This window comes from Neobacillus sp. 19, from assembly GCF_049463095.1.
Taxonomy (GTDB): Bacteria; Bacillota; Bacilli; order Bacillales; family Cytobacillaceae; genus Neobacillus.
The window spans coordinates 18,434-34,002 of the sequence record NZ_JBMPZU010000017.1 but is presented as its reverse complement, the minus strand read 5'-3'; the positions used below and the strand labels follow the sequence as shown (position 1 = coordinate 34,002).

The 15,569-nt window shown below is 39.2% G+C and carries 14 protein-coding genes; all 14 read right to left on the bottom strand.

Annotated features, from left to right (window positions below; translation table 11 throughout):
• Positions 1-46 precede the first annotated feature (46 nt).
• The gene (locus tag ACO1D1_RS03465; RefSeq protein WP_149868363.1) at positions 47-1,510 is read right to left on the bottom strand and encodes a nicotinate phosphoribosyltransferase; all 1,464 of its coding nucleotides are present in this window, start codon (positions 1,508-1,510) and stop codon (positions 47-49) included.
• A 63-nt stretch (positions 1,511-1,573) separates the two neighbouring features.
• Complete coding sequence (locus tag ACO1D1_RS03460) at positions 1,574-2,122, bottom strand: cysteine hydrolase family protein (protein ID WP_423334959.1); 549 nt, start codon at positions 2,120-2,122, stop codon at positions 1,574-1,576.
• A gap of 129 nt (positions 2,123-2,251) precedes the next feature.
• The gene (locus ACO1D1_RS03455; protein WP_423334958.1) at positions 2,252-3,193 is read right to left on the bottom strand and encodes a diacylglycerol kinase; all 942 of its coding nucleotides are present in this window, start codon (positions 3,191-3,193) and stop codon (positions 2,252-2,254) included.
• Positions 3,194-3,417: 224 nt separating this feature from the next.
• Positions 3,418-4,329, bottom strand: coding sequence for a hypothetical protein (locus tag ACO1D1_RS03450; protein ID WP_149868360.1), 912 nt, complete (start codon positions 4,327-4,329; stop codon positions 3,418-3,420).
• Positions 4,330-4,413: 84 nt separating this feature from the next.
• Entirely contained in the window at positions 4,414-5,493 is a 1,080-nt protein-coding gene (locus ACO1D1_RS03445; RefSeq protein ID WP_149868358.1) for a hypothetical protein, read from the bottom strand.
• Positions 5,490-6,035 (bottom strand): anti-sigma factor family protein, encoded by a 546-nt coding sequence (locus ACO1D1_RS03440; RefSeq protein ID WP_423334957.1) that lies wholly within the window; start codon positions 6,033-6,035, stop codon positions 5,490-5,492. The genes ACO1D1_RS03445 and ACO1D1_RS03440 overlap by 4 nt, the downstream gene beginning before the upstream one ends.
• Positions 6,032-6,550 carry a sigma-70 family RNA polymerase sigma factor gene (locus ACO1D1_RS03435; RefSeq protein ID WP_423334956.1) on the bottom strand — a complete coding sequence of 173 codons (519 nt, stop codon included), beginning with the start codon at positions 6,548-6,550 and terminating at the stop codon, positions 6,032-6,034. Before ACO1D1_RS03435 ends, ACO1D1_RS03440 begins: the two co-directional genes overlap by 4 nt.
• A 286-nt stretch (positions 6,551-6,836) precedes the next feature.
• Positions 6,837-8,783, bottom strand: coding sequence for an InlB B-repeat-containing protein (locus tag ACO1D1_RS03430; protein WP_423334955.1), 1,947 nt, complete (start codon positions 8,781-8,783; stop codon positions 6,837-6,839).
• Positions 8,784-8,881: 98 nt separating this feature from the next.
• Complete coding sequence (locus ACO1D1_RS03425) at positions 8,882-9,031, bottom strand: sporulation histidine kinase inhibitor Sda (RefSeq protein WP_423334980.1); 150 nt, start codon at positions 9,029-9,031, stop codon at positions 8,882-8,884.
• Positions 9,032-9,057: 26 nt separating this feature from the next.
• On the bottom strand, positions 9,058-9,888 hold the full coding sequence (locus ACO1D1_RS03420; protein ID WP_423334954.1) for a carbohydrate ABC transporter permease: 831 nt from the start codon (positions 9,886-9,888) through the stop codon (positions 9,058-9,060).
• On the bottom strand, positions 9,888-10,769 hold the full coding sequence (locus tag ACO1D1_RS03415) for a carbohydrate ABC transporter permease (protein ID WP_423334953.1): 882 nt from the start codon (positions 10,767-10,769) through the stop codon (positions 9,888-9,890). The genes ACO1D1_RS03420 and ACO1D1_RS03415 overlap by 1 nt, the downstream gene beginning before the upstream one ends.
• Positions 10,770-10,876: 107 nt before the next feature.
• Complete coding sequence (locus tag ACO1D1_RS03410; RefSeq protein ID WP_423334952.1) at positions 10,877-12,148, bottom strand: ABC transporter substrate-binding protein; 1,272 nt, start codon at positions 12,146-12,148, stop codon at positions 10,877-10,879.
• 161 nt (positions 12,149-12,309) lie between these two features.
• Positions 12,310-13,818: a glycoside hydrolase family 31 protein gene (locus ACO1D1_RS03405; RefSeq protein ID WP_423334951.1), complete on the bottom strand. Its 1,509-nt coding sequence runs from the start codon at positions 13,816-13,818 to the stop codon at positions 12,310-12,312.
• Positions 13,819-13,989: 171 nt separating this feature from the next.
• Positions 13,990-15,561: a response regulator transcription factor gene (locus tag ACO1D1_RS03400; RefSeq protein WP_423334950.1), complete on the bottom strand. Its 1,572-nt coding sequence runs from the start codon at positions 15,559-15,561 to the stop codon at positions 13,990-13,992.
• Between the last annotated feature and the right edge of the window lie 8 nt (positions 15,562-15,569).

Below are 15,569 nucleotides of genomic sequence, written 5' to 3'. Positions count from 1 at the left end.
TTCCATAGAAAAAAGACGCCCTTCTTAAGGACGCCCCTTCTTTCTCTTATTCCTTCATCGCTTCTACTTTTTCTTTCACTTCTTCAATGTTTTTCATTTTGTTATCCCAGCACTTTTGACTCAAATCGAGTGGATAGTCCTCTGGATTCAAGATCCGCTTGTACTCGTCCCATAATGCATCAAGATTTTGTCTTAGATACTCGCGTGATTCCTCCAGACAAGGGATTTCAAAAACGAGCTCGCCATTGACAAAAATAGTTTCATGGAGCTCTTTTGCAGTAAAGTTCGTTACCACCTTGTTAATGTACGTATGGGTTGGATGGAACATGCGGATACGTTTTTCCGGCAGCTTTTCATCCTCCATCGCGATATAATCTCCCTCGGCATGGTGGTTCGTATTATTGATAATCCGGTAAACCTTTTTCATCCCCGGAGTTGTCACCTTATCCGGATTAGAGGAAATCTTAATCGTATCCTCCATTTTACCATTCTCATCTTCAATCGAAACAATTTTATATACAGCACCGAGCGCTGCTTGATCGAAGGCAGTAATCAGCTTGGTGCCGATTCCCCAACTATCGATTTTAGCACCCTGCGACTTTAAGTTGATAATCGTGTACTCATCTAAATCACTTGACGCAACAATTTTCGCATCCGTAAACCCGGCTTCATCCAACATCTTTCTTGCTTCTTTAGATAGATATGCAAGGTCGCCGCTGTCTAGGCGGATCCCGATAAAATTAATCTTGTCTCCCAGTTCCTTAGCCACTTTAATCGCATTTGGCACGCCGAGACGAAGGGTATCATACGTATCCACTAAAAAGACACAGTCTTTATGTGTTTCTGCATATTTATGAAAGGCCGTATATTCATCTTTATAGGCTTGGACCATCGAATGGGCATGGGTTCCCGAAACAGGAATACCAAACAGTTTTCCCGCCCTGACATTACTTGTGGCTTCAAAGCCGGCAAGATAGGCAGATCTCGTTCCCCAAATCGCTGCATCCATTTCCTGAGCCCGTCTTGTCCCAAATTCCATCGCCACTTCACTGCCAACGACCTGCTTAATTCTCGAGGCTTTTGTGGCAATTAATGTTTGGTAATTCACAATATTGAGCAAAGCGGTTTCAATTAGCTGTGCTTCCCCTAGAGGTGCATCCACCCGTAAAATGGGTTCATTGCCAAAGACAAGTTCGCCTTCTTTCATGGAATGAATCGAGCCCGTAAAACGCATATCCTTTAAATATTCAAGAAAATCGTCCTTGTACCCTACTTCATTTTTCAAATAATCCAGGTCTTCTTCGCTAAAACGGAATCCTTGAATAAACTGAATGACTTTTTCTAAGCCTGCGAAAACAGCATAGCCGTTTCCAAAAGGAAGCTTGCGGAAAAATAGTTCGAAGACCGCACGTTTATTATGTATTCCATCTCTCCAATACGTCTCTGCCATATTAATCTGATATAGATCCGTATGCAGAGTTAAACTATCATCATGATAAATGTGTTTCATAATTGACCTCCGGAGTACTATTACAGCTTTTCACCATTATAACTGATAATATCATTAATAGCACTATTTAACCATAGCTCCAAGCGATTGTTCAAAATGTCCCAGCGCCCATTCATGTCCTGCGGGATTAAACGATGCAACGGCATCCTTGTACACGACAATGTTAAAGCCTTTATTATAGGCATCCACGGCAGTGTGGAGGACGCAAATGTCCGTGCAAACACCAACTAAGTGGACTTCGGTAATACCCCGCTCACGTAATTTGATTTCAAGGTCTGTCCCCGCAAATGCCGAGTATCTTGTTTTATCCATAAAAGCAACATTTTCTTTTTGTTTATTTTCATCATAAACATTCTGGAGTGCACCAAATAGGTCCCGGCCTGATGTCCCGCGAAGATTATGCGGCGGGAATAATTTCGTTTCCGGATGGTATTCATCCCCTTGATCATGGACATCGATTGCAAAAACAACATAGTCCCCTTGATCAATAAACTGCTGCGTCAGTTCAACGATTTTCCCCTCAATCGCCTGGCCCGGCTCTCCGCAGGTTAACGCCCCCGCATCTGCAACAAAATCAACCGTGTAATCAATATTAATTAATGCCTTCATCACCCATCGCCCCTTACATTGTCTTGACTGATGTCTTTAATTCATTATACACATTAATTGAGGCACCCGAAAGCAAAAGTACCAAGGGATTTTTCTATAAAAAAGTCCGCTCCTAAAGGAACGAACTTCTTGTTAGCTATATCTTTTCCCCGACTCCCAGTCTGTCGGCCGGTCATTTGGGCGAATATCAGCAAGGGGCACGAATACCTCTAAATGACGATAAAGATTCTCGAACTCTGCCGGCAGTAAGCCGCCAAATTCACCATCTAAATTTAACTGCACTTTCTCATCAGAATAAACCTTGATCCGATTGGCCTGTGTGTAAATCACATTTGGATCATTTACATGCTCACCGCGAATCGCTAGCGTTGCAATCCGGGTAAACTCAGCAAGATTTACTTTTTTCAAAATTAACAGGGAAAACAAACCGTCATTAATGGAAGCATCTGGCGCCAGCTTTTCAAATCCGCCAATTGAATTGGTCAGCCCGACTAGAAACATCATTGCTTCTCCTTCAAACAGCTTTCCGTCATATTCAATCTTTAGATCCGATGCTTTTATTGAAGGGAGCATTTCCATCCCTTTTAAATAGTAAGCTAGCTGGCCGAGCATCGTTTTTAATTTACTCGGTACTTCGTATGTAATCTCGGTAATTCTGCCGCCGCCTGCAATATTAATAAAATATCGGTCATTAATCCGGCCAATATCAACAGGGATTAACTCCCCTTTAGTAATGATGTCCACGGCCGCTCCCACGTCTCTGGGAATATGAAGGGCTCGGGCAAAATCATTCGTTGTACCTGCTGGAATAATGCCTAATTTCGGACGATACTCCTGTTCAGCTAAGCCGTTAACGACCTCATGAATCGTTCCATCCCCGCCAGCTGCAATCACCACATCATACTGGCGTTCAACAGCTAACCGGGCTGCAGCTGTTGCATCTCCCGCGCCCGTCGTTGCATGACAGGATGCTTCATATCCGGCAATCTCTAATTTTTCAAGAATTTCCGGCAGATTCCGCTTCAAAACTTCTCGTCCTGAGGTAGGATTGTAAATCAGTCTTGCTCTTTTCATTATCATCATCCTATTTTTTAAATACATGGCTTTGTCAATTCTATATTCTACCAATTTTCATCATTGCTTACAAACATATTGCAAAGCCATCAATCTGGACCTTCCATTCGTGGGAATCCTCCTGCCCATTCATGCAGGATACCTATTATTATCTCCTCCCCACGTCCATTTACTATCATAATGGTTATTTATTTTTTTGCAAAAAATAAGTGAGGAATTTTTTATTAATATGTGTTCAGGCTAACATCATAAGCTTTGGCAATATTGATACGGTATTTCCCTTCACCCAATTGATAAACAGCATTTTTTCCCGTCTCATTGTCTGAGCTCTCTTTTTCGGACACCTGCCATTCACCATCTTTTCCGCTCACATTCTCCACACCTACAGCAGAAACCTTCAAATTATTATTTTCAGCAACATCTACAACAATCGATGAGACACTCTCAATATTCCAGTCGTTCGCGAGCGTCCGCGGTTTTAATGTTAACGAATTCCCATTTCCGATGACCTCAAGTTTTACATCCTTCGGCACTAGAATGGTCCCCGCTGCCATTCCCTCCGAATAAAACGGACCCATCTCGTTTGGCAGAGACTTAAGGTTTAAATAAAGTGTATCTCCCTTTTGGTTTGCCGCAATGAAATCATCGGCACTTTTAAGCAGCTTCTCTTTCTTTGCCGTTTGCACCCGGTATGTTCCAAACATCGATACTTCTTTCTCTTCTGTCGCCTCAATCGTCATGTCGTAGCCGACCGTTCTTACCACAACCCGTTTAATGCTGTCCTCCATTTGGTAGGAGAAAGCAGGAAGTTCAAACGACCGCTCTTCCCTTGCCATTACCTCTTCTGCCTTGTCCATCAGTCCTGTTGCATTGACAACAGCGAAGGCAATGCCAATCGTGCCAATCACCCCAACAAAGAAAATACTCAGAAAATCATATTTTAATATTGGCTTTTCCTGCCGTGAAAGAAATAAATAAAGAAGAATTTCAATTCCGAGGACGACCAGCAGAAGCGGCCACCAAGCCGTCATCACCTGAACAAGATTTAAACCCAAGAACTTTGAAAAGAAAAGAAAGAGGCCAAGAAACAAAAGCGAGGCCCCCATCGAAAACGTCCCAACACGCCAGGTTCTCATACTTCTTCTCCCCCTTTTCTTTTTCTAAAAAGGAACCCAATTCCGGCTCCGATTAAGGCCAGTCCCTCTACCGTTTTTCCCCACTTACTCATGATTCTTAACCTCCCTTTTAACCTTACTTCCAGATAAAAGCTTGATTCCTCCCACAATCAACAAGACACATACAATGCCTGACTGGATGTAGTTTTGCACCCAATACATAATGTCAAAGTTGATTAATCTTTCTAACATTGGTGAAAATGCCGGTAATAGGACATTCATGACCAAATAATAAAGGCCCAATAAGATAAGTCCGATTCCCACCCATTTTTGATGATTAAGGAAATACGAGATGATCGGGACATCCTCCAACTTTTCTTCCCCGTACCGCGATACCTTTTGCATCGCGTCAAAAAAGCTGTAAAACCATATGATCGGAATTAGAAACAAGAAGATGCCAAGGCGCAATACATCTAAAATATAAATCGAGAACAGGAACGCTGCCATTAGCTGGATGCCGCGGCGCTGCAAACCTAAATACAAGTGGCCGGCTCCTGGGAAAATCGAGAGAAAGGTCGCAATGGCTTTGCTTTTCTTGCCGTCTTCGCGGCGTAATTCAAAATCCTCATAAATGGTACGGTCTATGAGCTCCTCACCACGCTGCTTTTTATTTACCTGCTGAACAGCGTCGAAAAATCCGTACACCCATATAACGGGAAGTGCCGCTAAAAAGATTAGAAATTCTGACCGGCTAGACAGTGCCGTGATGAAAATGACCATGGCGCCCAGTCCAAAAAATGTCGCCAATAAGGTTAAACCCCGATTCATTAAGCCGAGTTGGAAATGGCCAAGCCCCGGAATAAACGATAAGACAATCGTATAAAAACGTTCTGAATCCTGTGCCGCTTTAGATTGTTGGTAATCAGGATTTGTTTCTATTAGTGCTTTCTTTTGTTTTGAAATCTGAACTCCCATATCAATGAAACTAATTAAATAAATTGAAACTCCAGCCATAAAAGCTAGGATCGCCACTTCCTCATTATGGGTGAATAAAGCAATAACCGTTATAAATGCCAATCCTATTACTGACAGTAAGTACATCACCCCGCGAATCATGTTGCCGAAATAAATATGTCCGAGGCCGGGAAAAAGCGATAGTGTTAAAGCCTTCGTGGAATTTTTCATTTCTTATCTGCCTCCTTCTTTTCTAGTGAATCCATCCATGCAAATGTTTTATTAATAACCCCTTCCGTCACCGAAGGCTTTTTTTCCTGTATGTGCTGCGGACTTTCTATCGAGTTCGCATAATTGGCAAGCGATTGAAACGCCCCCGAAAACATCAAAAGAACCGTCGCCGCCGCCGCCAACAAATAATGAAACACCGCCTGCTGATAAAAACGCTTCTTCCTATTAACCGTGTTGTTGATGGTGTTAATAGTATTAATAGTGTTATTGGTGTCAGGCACCAATTGAACTGTTTCCATAGTGCTAAGGTCGTTATTGGTGTTAGGCACCGCCTTTGGCGCTACCATTGCCATTATTTGGTCTGTGAAGTTGCTTTCGTTTGAAAGAACTGGGAGGGATGTTTCATTGGCTGAGACTGCTTGTAAGTATGTCTCTAGGCATTGGTCGCATGTATATAAGTGATTTTCCAGCTGTTCACGTTTTTGGTCATTGATTTCGTCACTCACGTATTCCATCCATTCATCGTAACTATAATGCTTCATGAAAAATCGTCCTCCTTCCAATTCTTTTTCATCCAGCTCCTGGCCCGGTACAGCTTTGTTTCTATCGTCTTGACCTGGACATTTTGTTCCTCGGCCATTTGCTGATAGCTTTTCTCCGCTATATAAAAGCCATAAATCACTTCGCGGTAATTTTCAGGTACTTCATTCAGCTTTTTCCTCACAAGTCTGCGCTGATCCTGCTCAATAATTTCCTTTTCCACACTATCCCTCGGCGTCCCTAATGCCGTTTGCTCGAGGGTCTCGACAACTTCCTCTCTTCGTCTTGCCTGTTTTCGTTTCACATCTATCGCATGGTTCACAGCAATCCGTGTCATCCACGTTTTAAACCCCTGATGTTCATATTTGGGGAGAGAGGTGTAAATTTTCATAAACACTTCCTGTGCCGCGTCTTCCGCTTCCTTTTGGTCGCGAAGAACAGCAAAGACAGTCCGGAACACATCATTGCGGTACTTCTCAACCAAAAGACGAAAGGCATGATCATTGCCTTCCAGCACTTTTTCTATTAAGGCTGTGTCGTTAATCGTTCTCTCCCCCTTTCTTATCCTACTTACACTTGAATAGACGATTCGTTTTTTTCAAACCCCTACACTTTTTATAAAAATGTTTTTTTGTTTTCTCAATCCTAACGTAATTGTCGATACCTGCATATGCATTCTACTGTTTATTTTTTCAAAACGGTGAATGTCACCCATTTCTAACAAGCACACAAAGGAGCAGGCGATTTACCTGCTCCTTTGTGTGCTTATTTTGTTCCATTTCATCGGTCGTCCAAGGAAAACTCTAATTAAATGCAATCTCGCGCATTGCTATTTTATTTTCCCATCTAAGTCCTACTTCCGTAATGATCATTTTAATTTTCGATGTTTCAAGAGAATCTATTTCAACTTTCAACGTTTCTCCGATTTCAGTATTTCCAGCAGCTGTCCAAGGAATACTATATTCCTTATCGTGATTTACCCAACTATTCGTTTTCGAATCCCATGCTGCCAGCTTAAACTTTTTAATTCCCTGATCCTGTCCAAAGTTTGTAGTAAATGAAATAGAATGTAACGTAACATTCTTATTAAAGTTATACTGAATATTTACTTCTTTATCATTTGGTAACTGATTAGAGGCAAATCTAAATTCTCCACTGTTGCTTTCCAGATTACTATCAAACAGTTTCGCCAATTCAGTTTGACTGTTTGCCACTCCTAGGTTTTCACTCGTATACGGAGGTGGTGGAGGTGGCGTTGTCACCGCAATTTGTAATGTTGGATTTGTTATACCTGCAACTTTATTTAGATTTGGAAGGATTCCATTCTTTGTAATCGATTCTCCATTATTTAACTTTACTAAATCTTCCTGTGTAATCGGATCCCATTTTACAAACTCTTGTGTGATAACACCGTCATTCCATGTCACATTGACATAGGATTTTGTATTTGGTAAGTTGGGCTCCGTATATACTTCTCCCTCATGTCCGTTCACACTTGAAGTATATTGTTTGAGAGCCGCCTGTCCCTTCAGAACTGTTACCATTGAATCCTCAACATGTACCACTTTCAGTTGTTTTTTTGATAATTCCTTCTGACCGTTAGAAAGCTTTTTATAAACTCTTACATAATCAATATCAAAAGAGTTTGGATAGGGCATCCATTCCCATGGACCCGTCCATCCGCCTGCTCGTTTCTCATACTGAGAGAATAATTGAATCATAGGATAGTCGATATTTACGTTTTTACTTCCTACTTCTTTTCCATCGACATAAAATACAAGTTTATCAGGATATGCACCTGCACCCGTACCATTTTGCCAATCCATTCCAAATGTATGCCATTCATCATGGAAGTTTGCTTGGGCATTTATAAATGTCTCTCCCTGATCTTTAACAGCAAAAGCATCTTTATCTTTCCAACCATGAAATGCTCTCGGAACCGCAGTCTGTTGGTTTCCTAGAATCTCAAAGATATCAATCTCTGCTGAGTGCTCTTCTCTATCCTCAAACCCTAACAACCACCATGCAGAATGCCTTGATGAGCCAGCTTGACCCTTTGCCCGGATCTCGTAATACCCATATTGATTAATATGTGTTAACTGAGTATCAACAGGATTACGCACTACATTGGTACCATTCCAATTATGAAGTCCATTTCTATTTCCCGTTGTAAATCCACTTACCCGAGTTTCCCCATCATACTCCGGAGCCCATCCAGGTGTATCTTCTTTCACTTGTAGGTTCATAACTCCATTATTTATTTTGTAAATGGGTTTAGCGAATTCAGGGGTCCTTGTCCAAGATGACAAATATTGGTCCACCCATAATGTTGAATCTAATTTTCCATTAGCATTATTAAATTCCTCATCAAAAATTAAACGATATCCATCCTTTTTTACTGGACTTGGCGGTGTATGTTTTCCCCATTTTGCTACAAGGGTTATATCTTGGTCAGGTTGAAACGGAAAGATTACCTCATATTTGTTACTTTGACCATTGTACCACCCAAGAAAGTCATACCCCTCCTTTTTCATTTTTGAAAAAGGTACTTTTTTCTCCTTAAGCTTTTTACCTTTCACTATTTTGACCTGTTTTACTTCCTGGCCATTGGCAGGATCAAATGTAATCACAAATTTTTTAGATTCTGTTGTCGCACCAAAGGCTTTATTTGTTAGTACACCCATACTACTAATATTCAGAACAACAAGCGTGACCAAAATGATACTAATAAACTTTTTTATCTTCGTCATGTTATCATATCCTCCCTCTATAAATGCATCACAAGACTGAGAAACAAAGATTAAATTTTTTCCTGGATCGTTATCTAACTTGTGCAACACAACCGCCGTTAACCATTAGATGGAAATTCACTTTTATTATGAAATAATGAGCGACTGAACATTTCAGTTTCAATTAGAAGTATAAAATCAGTATCTAAATTTAATTCTCTAGCTCTATAAAAGGATTCAATTAATAATTCGTCTGAAAGTCCACACATACCATAATTCACCTCCTCATGATTCATTAGCCTTTCACGGATCCTGCTACAACACCATCGATTACACGTTTTTGCATAAGGATATAGAAAACAACTAATGGAAGTGTTGACATCACAAGCATTGGAAAGAATGATGTCCAGTCTGTTGAAAATGGCCCTACATTTTTATACACTTCCTGCAGTAGAACGGCTTTTTCCGGTGACTGCAAGAATAATAATGGAGTAAGGAAGTCATTCCAAATGGCTAATGTATTTAATATGACAACTGTAGAAATAATTGGCTTCAACAACGGAAAGATAATTAACCAAAAGGTTCTAAAGGTTCCACAGCCGTCCATAAATGCAGCTTCTTCCAATTCAATTGGGACGGTATTAATAAAACCGCGTAATAGAAAAATAGACAATGGAAGATTAATACAGAAAACACTGACTAAAATGACCCCGAGGTGTGTATTCATCAAGTGCAAGCCAGAAATAATCTGGTACAACGGGACAATAGCAATCTGAAATGGTATGATCAGTCCTACCAAAAAGATGGAATACATCATTTTAATGATTTTCTTTTTACTTCTAGCGATTACGTAGGCAGCCATCGTTGCAAAGAAAACCAGCAGGATGACAGCTACACCCGTAATGATTACGTTATTCTTAAATGCCTGAAGATAATTCATGGCATCTAAGGCTTTGGCATAGTTTCCAAATGTCAAACTTTTAGGCAGGCCCAAAGGACTTGCAGCTGCCTCTGAAGGAGATTTAAACGTGGTGATAATCAAATAATAAATAGGCAGAAACACAAATACACAGATTACCATAAGCCCAAGTCGGTAAAAAGTCTTTCCTATTAGTTTATTTTTCATTAAGAGATTTTCCTTTCCCACTTATTTAGGAAAGTAATGACAATTCGCGATAATACAAAAACGGCTATAAAAAATACCACCGCAAGAGCAGATGCATAGGCGTTTCTGCCGCTATTGAACCCTTCCCGAATCAACGTAGTCATGATGGTTTCCGTTGCATATCCTGGTCCGCCTTTGGTCATCGCGAAAATAACATCAAACACCTTCATTCCGCCAATAAGGCTCATTAGAACATTGAAGGATACAGCAGGGTATAATAGTGGTAATGTTACAGAAAAGAATTTCCTGATCTTCCCTGCCCCATCAATCTCTGCTGCTTCATAAAGAGCAGAGTCAATACTTTTTAAGTTTGCTATATAAATGACCATCGACCATCCGGCCCATTGCCATACTTGGGTTCCTAAAACGGAATATAACGCAATCTTTGAATCCCCCAGCCAATTCACCGGATTTCCACCAAAAAATTGAATCATATTATTCAATAACCCGTAATCTGCCGAAGTCATAATATACTGAAATAGGAAACCAACAACTAAAATGCTTAGTACAGCCGGTAAAAAGACGACTGATTTTACAAAATTGGCTCCTGCCGTTTTTTTAGTCAAAAATACCGCTAGTAAGATCGCAATAACATTTTGCAAAATGGTAATTAATACAGCATACTGCAAGGTATGTTTGATGGCGGCGACTGTTTTTGTATCTTGAAACAGCAGCTTATAATTATCCAATCCAGTAAATTGAAGTGTCGTATTATACACAGACCAATTTGTAAAACTATAGAAAAAACTCATCGCCGTAGGTACAATAAAAAGAATCATAAATCCAATAAATGCTGGAAGGATCATCAACATAAAGATCCGTTCTCGTTGCTTGCTGTACATTTTAATCCTCCCTGCTCCTAGAAAAATGGTTATCATGAAAAAAGGCGGAAAATGGAGAGAACCCCATTTTCCAATTAATGTTCAATCTTAACTATATAAAAACAGTTTTATTGTAACGTCTTTCTTAAATTGTCATTGGTATCATCCGCATCCTGCAGTGCTTGTTTTACCGTCTTTGTACCAGCCAACACCTCTTGCAAGGATTTCCCATAAGCTTCTACTACTGGGTTCCCGGAGGTCCAAACTGCTGTCCATGGAGCGTATACATTCCCTGCTTTAAAGGCACCTTCACTATCCTGATAGATATCACCTAAATCTACTTCAACACCTTTTAGGAAGGAACTGCCGGCATTATCTTTTACAAGTGCCTTCTGTGCCTCTTCTGTTGCTGTTACTTCTAATACTTTTAGTGCTTCATCAATGTGTTTTGACTTAGCATTAATGGCCAAAGCAGAACCAGGTCCGCCAATCAGCCAGCCATCGCCCTCTTTTTTACCTGGTATTGGAAACATTCCTAGCTCCATATCTGGATTTTTCTCAAGGATGGTTTGTACTGCCCATGGACCACTTTCCCACATTGCTGCTTTTCCTGTTGCAAATTGATCTAATGCCTGATCATAGCTAAGCCCCAGCATATCTTTTGTCAATATTTTTTCGTCTATGACCCTAGACCACTCTTTTACAGATGCTAGCCATTCTTCTGCTAATTTTGCTTTGCCCTCGTTAAACTTATCATCAAAATCTTTATTTTCTTTATCTGCATAAAACTCATTGTTAACTAGACCAATACTCTGTTTCATCATTGGTTCCCAAGATTGAGCACCCATAACCTGTGGTTTAACCCCATTTTTAGATAACTCTTTACTAATAGAAACGAATTCATCCCACGTCTTTGGTACTTCAATATTATTTTCTTTAAAGATCGCCTTATTATAGAAGATTCCTTCAAACCAAGATTGTAATGGTGTTGCATAAACCTTTCCATCTATTGAATATGGCTTAAGACCTGGTTCCACATACTTTGATGAAAATTCTTTATCTGTCAAATCCAATAGGTAATTCGCTTTTGCTAAGAGCTTTGCTTCCCCGCCTACTTCAATGATGTCTGGGCCTTCCCCGGCCTGGAGCTGTGAATTCAAGACATTGTTAAAATTGTCAAGTGGCACAAACTCAAAATTGATCTCAACATTCGGCAGCTTTTCGTCTAATAATTTCAAATATGTCGCTCTTGTGGACTCGGCATTATACCCCAACATACGAAGTTTTACGACCTTTTCTCCTTCAACCTTCTTATTTGTTTCTGATTTACTTGAACAACCTACTAAACTGCCTGCTACCATAGAAGCACACAGCAGCAATGAAATCGCTTTCCTCTTCATATAAATGCCCCCTGTTATTTGTGATAGGTATATTGTATAAGTTTCTTTATAGGCTATAAATAAGCTATATTACGGTTCTTATATAAAAAAAATACTATTTATTCACTTGAATAAATAGTATCTTTCTATTTCGCCTATTTTTCTATCACAATATTACGCTTCTATGCCCTTTCAAGAATAATCGGTATTCCCTGTGTACTGGAAAAGGCACGATATTCTCCTAAACTATGGATCCATTCTTCTCCATATTTCCAATCGCCTTTCGGCACGTATACATCCTTTCCTGCTGCCCCTTTTTCACTAACAGGTGCGACAAGAATATGACTTCCGAGCATAAACTGATCGACAATCTTTTCAACCGGCTCATCAGGGAATTCATATATCATATAACGAATAATAGGTTCTCCTGTTTCTTTTGCATGTAAAACCAACTGTTCAATAATATCTTGATAGTTCTTTCGTGTTTGAACGCTTCGGAGTATATGTTCAAAATGAGTCTTGTCCAGCACTCGATAAGGTGCTGCAGAGAACTGCATGGATGGCATCAGACAAGCAATTTCACTGTGCCTTACAAAAAGTTCGGGGTCTAATGCCCCTTCGGAGAGATGAAGGAAATTAAGGTATTCGCCCCCGCCGATCATATCTGGACAGCTAAACGGATGACCCGTAATTCCTTGTAAGAGACTATTTGGGATTAACGCTTTAATTCCTGAATCTCCCCATGAATGCTCTTTATCACATAACCGCTGAAGTAAGGACATGCCCCCTGCCTTAAAGGTGACCCGGTATTCATTAAATGAATATTTCTCACCAAACTTTGCCCATAATAAAGACTGTTCATCCGGTGTGACATTTCCGTACGTCTCATTATCTTCCTTGTAATAAATGCTATCGCCGCCATCAAACTTAAACCCATCTACACCTAAATCACACAAACGGCCTAATTGTTCGTTCATCCATACAATCGTGTCAGGATTTGAAAAATCCAAAACTGCAGAATGGCCATTCCACCATTCCGTGATAAATGGTTTCCCATCTTTATTTCTGACAAGTAATTGTTTATCTCTAGTCTCCCGGTACTCTACAGTATCAGGAGTTATAAAAGGACTAAGCCAAAGCATCACATGAAATCCTTGGTCATGAAGCTTTTGAATCATTTCTTTTGGATTTGGAAATTTCTCCTTATTAAAGGTCCACTTCCCATAGTAGTCTGACCAGCCATCATCAATCATGAGGACGCCTGCAGGTAAATCATTGGCTAAAATATCCTCCGCGTATGTTAAAATATCCTTTTCATTTTGATTAAATGTCAGCTCAATCCAGCTATTATAAATTGGGGATCGAAATAATTCCATATTGAGTCCATTCATAGTAAAAGGAAAATACTTTGACATCGCACTTAAATAAGCACCCTTTATATTCTGGTATCCCTCGCCTACCACTATGTCCTCATCAATCTCAATCATTCCTCGATTAAATGTAACAGCAAATCCCCTATCCCACCATAGATATCTGCCTTTAGTAGACAGAAATAACGGCATGGATTGATTTGGTGTCCGATTGTTCCGTAAATCAATCTTACGAAAATCTTCTTCTCCAATGGGCTCAATTATTCCTTCATGTACATAACCACCGTACCAATATTCGCGTTCTAACATCTTTATTTTCATAGTGTCCCCTCCTAGGATTACCGGCTGCCAGCAAAAATGATCATCCAATAAGTATTGACATACAACTTATTTTAAATTTTTACGCGGCAGTACCTTATCCGGATTTCCTCCCACTATATAAAAGATTTAATCATAAAAGAAGCGATAAAATTATGGATTTCTACTATAATATTACTGCTTCTGCCTCCGTTTTCGAAATTCATTTGGTGTCATGGATTCGTATTTTTTAAATAGCATTGAAAAGTAGCTTGGGTTATCATACCCAACTTGAAAGGATATTTCATAATTTTTCATATCGGTTTCTAGTAAAAGCTCCTTTGCTTTTTCTAGTCTTAGCTCTGTCAGATACTGCCACAGACTAATTCCTACTTCTCGTTTGAAAAGATAGCAAAAGTAATTTTTGCTAACTGAAATTTGATTGCATATATCTTCTAGTGACAGACTTTCATTATAATGACTTTCTAATATTTTTATACTCTCCTCTACTAGTTGGCTATATTTCCCTTTAACCTCCTTTTTTTGATTGAGCGTTTCCTCCATCCTATGCCTCATAAAATCCTGAAGACTATTGATCGACTTTAATTTCAACAAGTCTTGATAGGAAATAGATAAAATCTCCATCATTTTCTCCGTTTTCTTACTTTTAGCTGAAATTGCCTTTTTCAAAATCAATATCATTTCAAAACAAATTTCATAGATATGATTTAACTCAAATGGATTCATACTTTTAGATAATTGAAATATTTCATTTACTATTTTTTCTGCATTTGTTAGATCTTTTAGTTTTAGTGCTTCTTCCACTTCTTTTGCTAATGTACGACTTTGGATTTCCTTAAAATCATCTTTTTGGCAATTATACCCGCATCCCAGTATTTCTTCCGTATCAAGATAAAAATTGTAGCGGCACAAAAGTTTGATTTCTTTATATTGGAGTGGTAATTCCATTAATCCATTGACAGTATCACTAAAACACGCTTTTACATTTATATTGAATTGATTCTTTAGGGTGGATATCATCTCTTTACTAAGACTAACAAGTTCCTCCTGCTCTATGTCAGAAAGTAAGATGACCCAGGAATTTTCTTCAAATTCAAAAAGAATATTTTTATAGTCTTTAAGTTTATCCTCCATGACGTGAATAATATAACTCATCTGCATTGATTCAATACTTTGCATCGTAACAAATTCATCCATCGTATTGTGATTTATTTCGAACACAAGGATATGGTATCGTTCAAAATTAAAATGGTAGCCTTCCTGAAGCTTCATAATATGTTGAGAGTGAACTCCCGTTTTCATATAGTACCGAAGCTCCATTTTTTTTAGTTGTGATTCACTTTTATCAATAATTCTTCTTTGCTCTTTTTCACCATCCATTTTTTCTGAAACTTTTTTAATGGCATCATGCAATTCTTGCTCATCAATCGGTTTTAAAATATAATCGGAACAACCCATTTTCATCGCAGTTTGGATATTCGAAAAATCACCATAGGCACTTACCAGAATAATCTCTGTTTGTTTATTAATAGCCCTTACCTTTTTTATAAACTCAATTCCTGTCATGTTAGGCATTTGTATGTCCGTGATGATAATATGAGGCTCGTACTTTAAATAGGCATTATATGCTTCCAATCCATCTTGTGCGTATCCTACCAACTCTAAATTGAACCTTTCCCAATCAATGAGTCTCTGTAACATACGAATTGTCAGTATTTCATCATCTACCAATAGTACTTTAAACATGTACATCT

What these genes read in the sequence shown, in the direction of transcription:
- ACO1D1_RS03465 (WP_149868363.1), bottom strand. Translation starts at nt 1,510, where the DNA reads ATGAAACACATTTATCATGATGATAGTTTAACTCTGCATACGGATCTA.
- ACO1D1_RS03455 (WP_423334958.1), bottom strand. Translation starts at nt 3,193, where the DNA reads ATGAAAAGAGCAAGACTGATTTACAATCCTACCTCAGGACGAGAAGTT.
- ACO1D1_RS03450 (WP_149868360.1), bottom strand. Translation starts at nt 4,329, where the DNA reads ATGAGAACCTGGCGTGTTGGGACGTTTTCGATGGGGGCCTCGCTTTTG.
- ACO1D1_RS03445 (WP_149868358.1), bottom strand. Translation starts at nt 5,493, where the DNA reads ATGAAAAATTCCACGAAGGCTTTAACACTATCGCTTTTTCCCGGCCTC.
- ACO1D1_RS03440 (WP_423334957.1), bottom strand. Translation starts at nt 6,035, where the DNA reads ATGAAGCATTATAGTTACGATGAATGGATGGAATACGTGAGTGACGAA.
- ACO1D1_RS03430 (WP_423334955.1), bottom strand. Translation starts at nt 8,783, where the DNA reads ATGACGAAGATAAAAAAGTTTATTAGTATCATTTTGGTCACGCTTGTT.
- ACO1D1_RS03425 (WP_423334980.1), bottom strand. Translation starts at nt 9,031, where the DNA reads ATGTGTGGACTTTCAGACGAATTATTAATTGAATCCTTTTATAGAGCT.
- ACO1D1_RS03420 (WP_423334954.1), bottom strand. Translation starts at nt 9,888, where the DNA reads ATGAAAAATAAACTAATAGGAAAGACTTTTTACCGACTTGGGCTTATG.
- ACO1D1_RS03415 (WP_423334953.1), bottom strand. Translation starts at nt 10,769, where the DNA reads ATGTACAGCAAGCAACGAGAACGGATCTTTATGTTGATGATCCTTCCA.
- ACO1D1_RS03410 (WP_423334952.1), bottom strand. Translation starts at nt 12,148, where the DNA reads ATGAAGAGGAAAGCGATTTCATTGCTGCTGTGTGCTTCTATGGTAGCA.
- ACO1D1_RS03405 (WP_423334951.1), bottom strand. Translation starts at nt 13,818, where the DNA reads ATGAAAATAAAGATGTTAGAACGCGAATATTGGTACGGTGGTTATGTA.
- ACO1D1_RS03400 (WP_423334950.1), bottom strand. Translation starts at nt 15,561, where the DNA reads ATGTTTAAAGTACTATTGGTAGATGATGAAATACTGACAATTCGTATG.